4 protein-coding genes are annotated in these 4989 nt (G+C 36.9%); all 4 read left to right on the forward strand.

Annotated elements, in window-relative coordinates:
* Nucleotides 1–548: 548 nt before the first annotated feature.
* Nucleotides 549–1991 carry an arylsulfatase gene (locus Q0983_RS15150; RefSeq protein ID WP_299555196.1) on the forward strand — a complete coding sequence of 481 codons (1443 nt, stop codon included), beginning with the start codon at nt 549–551 and terminating at the stop codon, nt 1989–1991.
* A 33-nt stretch (nt 1992–2024) separates the two neighbouring features.
* Nucleotides 2025–2864, forward strand: coding sequence for an alpha/beta hydrolase (locus Q0983_RS15155; protein ID WP_299555199.1), 840 nt, complete (start codon nt 2025–2027; stop codon nt 2862–2864).
* A 49-nt stretch (nt 2865–2913) separates the two neighbouring features.
* Nucleotides 2914–4524 (forward strand): sulfatase, encoded by a 1611-nt coding sequence (locus Q0983_RS15160; protein WP_299555202.1) that lies wholly within the window; start codon nt 2914–2916, stop codon nt 4522–4524.
* A 93-nt stretch (nt 4525–4617) separates the two neighbouring features.
* A partial coding sequence (locus Q0983_RS15165; protein WP_299555205.1) for an alpha-L-fucosidase occupies nt 4618–4989 on the forward strand: 372 nt, incomplete at its 3' end.

A 4989-nucleotide genomic window follows, 5' to 3' on the forward strand; every position in this document is an offset into this window, starting at 1 on the left:
ATGAGGTGTGCCCTTAGGTAAATCAAAATTCTTCTTGGAGCCACTAAAAGTAATTTCAAAGATTAATTATTAGGAGCAAAAGAAGTCAATCCAGCCCAATACCCAATGTAAAATCTAGTGCTTGCTCATAATTAAGTGAAATCGATTATACTCACATAGTTAGTATGGTATAATATGGTATAATATCGTATAAAGCTTGCTATATGCATCCTATATTCCCTTCTCTTATTGTGTCGATTATGTTTTAGTCATATAGATCTAATTTTATTATGAATAGAGAGAATTATAAGTTCTAACATTAACTAAAAAAATGAAAAGAGAGTCATGGTTTTTTGAACTCTTGTTGTCTTTACATTGTTAAAAGACTTGAAAATGGTTAAGAGAGGTTATGATTTAAAGATTTAACCACTTACTAGAAAGAATAAATTGATTTTGTTTGTTGCGTTGTAGAGACACATTATTTATATAACCCCCTTATTAAAATTAAGATGAGAATTGTACATGTATTATTGTTAGTGATTTTTTTATGTTTTTCAAGTTGCGAGTTCTTGAATCAAAAAAAAATTAAAAAGACAAAAGTTGAGCGATTGCCTAATATTGTTTATATCCTTGCAGATGATTTAGGATATGGTGATCTGTCTTCGTTAAACCCAAAATCAGGTATCAAAACCCCCAACATGGACAAGGTGGTCAAGGAAGGGATTCATTTTACAGATGCACATTCCAATTCGTCCGTGTGCACACCCACAAGATATGGCATTCTCACAGGGCGTTACGCTTGGAGGAGTGTTTTAAAAAAAGGCGTTTTAGGAGGTTATGATGAGCCTTTGATAGAGAATAACCGGGCTACAGTAGCCTCGTATTTGAGTGATAATGGTTACCACACGGCTTGTATAGGTAAATGGCATTTGGGATTAGGGTGGGAATTAAAAAATCCGGAAAGGCCTATTGTCAAGACCTGGGAGTTAAACAGTGAAGAAGATAGCAATGTAGATTTTAGCCAACCAATTAATGGGGGGCCTAAGGAATTGGGGTTTGACTATTCTTATATTATACCCGCTTCTCTAGACATGTCTCCCTATCTCTACCTTGAAAACGACAAGGCCGTAACATTACCTACCGCCCGTACCGCGGGCAAAGGGAGTGAAAGAGGTGTTTTTTGGAGGGCAGGAGAAATGGCTCCCAATTTCGATTTTCATAAGGTACTGCCAACAATTTCAGAAAAGGCAGTCGATTATATTGAAGGTCGGTCAAATTCAAAAAGTCCATTTTTCTTATATTTTCCATTAACAGCACCACATACACCTTGGCTCCCAGATATGAAATTGAAGGGGGTTTCCGAAGCAGGAAAATACGGGGATTTTGTGAGTCAGGTTGATGGTGTTGTCGGTGAAATTCTTTCAGCACTTGAAGAGTCAGGTCAGGCAGATAATACCTTGTTAATTATTACTTCTGATAATGGAGCACATTGGACACCAGAAGATAAAGAGAAGTATGCGCACCGTGCAAATTTCATTTATAGAGGCCAAAAGGCGGATATTTATGAAGGCGGCCATCATATTCCCTATATCGCTAGGTGGCCAGGTAAAATAAGTGCTGGTTCAAATTCTAATCAGGTACTATGCACCACTGACCTTATGGCGACTGTTTCGGGGGTAATCAACAGGCCATTGCCTGTAGGAGCAGGAGAAGATAGTTACAACATGCTACCAGCTTATTTGGGAACTGCATCAGATCAGCAAATAAGAGATTACACCATCCATCACGCGGCTAACGGTTTTTTTTCCATTAGAAAGGGAAAATGGAAGCTAACACCACATTTGGGTTCGGGTGGTTTTAGTGTACCAGTTGAATTTATTCCGGAAAACGATCAAATCCTAGGTACCTTATATGATATGGAAAACGATCCGCAAGAAATTACCAATTTATATGGAGAAAGAGCAGATGTGGTAGAGGTTTTAATGAACTTGTTAGAACAAGCTAAGAAATAATCCATACGTAACTTTCAATTGGAAATCATAGTTATGAAAAAATTAAACATATTAACGATAATTTTATTAATTGTTGGCTCATCTGGTTTTGCACAGGAGCAAGTACTCTATAAACAAATTGATTCCACAGAGTTGTTTATGGAGCTATATAGACCTCAAAAAAGTGATACTGCATATAAATATCCAGCAATGGTTTTCTTTTTTGGAGGAGGTTGGAAAGGAGGTAGTAGATACCAGTTTTTGAATCAGGCGAAATATTTTTCAAAGAGGGGACTCATATGTTTCCTTGTAGATTATCGAATTGAGGAAAAACATGGGACTTCACCCTTTGAATCTCTTAAGGATGCTAAATCAGCGATAAGGTATATAAGAAAGAACGCTTCAGAATTAGGAGTTGATCCCAATAAGATTATAGCAGCAGGCGGATCAGCGGGAGGTCATCTAGCGGTGGCTACAGCCTTGATTCAGAACTATAATGAAGAAACTGATGATTTATCAGTGAGGTGCATACCAAACGCTTTAGTGCTTTTCAATCCCGTAATAGATAATGGTCCTGGAGGATATGGACATGCTAGAATAGGTGATGAGTACAGGCGTTTTTCTCCAATTCATAATCTCAAAAAAGAAACACCACCAACCATATTTTTACTTGGAACAAAAGATGACCTGGTTCCTGTAGAAACTGCTCAGTATTATGAAAAAGTTATGAAGAGGGTTGGGAGCAGGTGCGAGTTAAAGTTATACAAGGGAAAGGAACATGGCTTTTTTAACTATAAAAATTTCTCTTCATATAAAAGAACAGTTCTCCATATAGATAAGTTTTTGAAATCACTTGGTTATTTGAATGAGGAGCCGAGGGTAAGGGTTGAATGATTGGGTAAATGGAAAGAATTAATAATCACTTTTAAAATATAATTATAATATGATTAATTCCATAAATAGTTTTGACGGATACAGGGTATTAAGCTACTTGCTATTAATTAGTATATCCTGTTCAGGTCAAATAACTAAGGATTTCAAAAAAAAGCCAAACATATTATTTATCATGTCAGACGACCATACTACACAAGCTATTGGTGCATATGGCAGTAGGCTGGCTGGTTTAAACCCAACACCTACATTGGATGAACTTGCAAATAATGGTATGTTGTTTACAAACACGTTCTGTACCAATTCAATTTGCACACCTTCTAGGGCGACAATTATGACGGGACAGTATTCACAAACCAATAAGGTATTGGATTTAGACGGGGCTTTACCTGGGCCGCTTCAATTTTTGCCAAAAGAGGTAAAAAAGCTAGGTTATGAAACAGCTATTATTGGAAAATGGCATTTAAAAGAAGAGCCAACAGCATTTGATTATTATAAGGTTCTCCCTGGTCAAGGAGATTATTTTGACCCTGTTTTTAGGGTTGACGGTGAAAAAGCTTGGCCAAATAGCACCATTAAGTACAATGGACACTCTTCCGATGTCATAACAGATCAAAGTATCGAATGGCTGAGTTCAAGAGATAGTGAAAAACCTTTCTTTTTGATGCATCATTTTAAAGCGCCTCATGATATGTTTGAATATGCACCTAGGTATGAGCAATATATGGCGGATATCGAAATACCCGAACCAGAAAGTATGTATAATCAACCCCGTTTTGGTTCAGAAGCTACACGAGGAAAAAATGACAGTCTGATTAATTTGATCGGGTCTTCCATTAGCAAAAGGCATGGTGTACGGAACTATGTAGATTACTATAAAATTGACTCTAGTCTTCCTAAAGATGAACAGACTCACTTGGCCTATCAGAAATATCTAAAAAATTATTTGAGATGTGTCAAAGGTATAGATGATAATCTGGCCCGCTTATTTAATTACTTAAAACAATCAGGTCAATGGGAAAACACGATTATCATTTATACAGGAGATCAGGGGTTTATGCTTGGTGAGCATGACTATATGGACAAACGCTGGGCGTATGAGGAATCTATGCGAATGCCTTTAATAATAAGACATCCTTATGCTGTTAAAAAAGGTGTGAATTCAAATATCTTAATTAATAATACAGATTTTGCACCTACTTTGATCGATATGGCTGGAGGTACTGTTCCCAATTATATGCACGGTAGGAGTATAGTACCAGTATTAAATTCAAAAGAACCTGATGATTGGAGAAAAAGTACATACTATAGGTATTGGATGCATTTGGAACACCATGATATCCCTGCACATATGGCAATCAGGTCAAAAGAATTTAAGCTCATTTTTTATTATGGGTTGCCATCCAATTTAACTAAAATAGGAAGACCATCGCTTCACTGGGAGACGGATTCCAATAAAATTGTTCCTACTCCTCCAGCTTGGGAGTTTTATGACTTAAGAAATGATCCGTATGAATTGGTAAATCAATATAAGAATGAAGTGTATGCAGAGGAAATTCTAGAATTAAAAGTTGAACTCAAAAATTTAAGGCGAGAGTTTAATGAAGGTGATGAAAATTATCCACATATAGCCGAAATTATCAATAAGAATTGGAATAAATAGAAATAGGTTCCCATTGTAAAATTTTGATATAGTCAGTCATGCTCAGACATTATTCAAGAAAATAATAAAAATTAATTAAGTATAACAGAAAAGATGAAGTATAAACTTTGCAACGAGTTAAGAGTTTTTTTGAGTGTTTTAATTCTTTTTGGGTGCAGTGAAGGCCAAACCAAAAAGGAGGATATCATCAAATCAAAGATTGAAAATAAAACCTATCAACCCACTTGGGAATCTTTAGGCAATTATGAGGTTCCGGAATGGTACAAAGATGCGAAGCTCGGTATTTTTATCCACTGGGGCCCCTATGCGGTGCCGGCTCACGATTCGGAATGGTACCCGCGACGGATGTACAGGGAAACCTCAGATGTATTCGATTACCACAAGGAGAACTGGGGGAGTCAGGAGGAATTCGGATATAAGGATTTCATCCCCATGTTCAGGGCCGAGAACTTCGATGCGACGGAG

Origin of the sequence: Seonamhaeicola sp. (assembly GCF_028281565.1) — a bacterium.
GTDB lineage: Bacteria > Bacteroidota > Bacteroidia > Flavobacteriales > Flavobacteriaceae > Seonamhaeicola.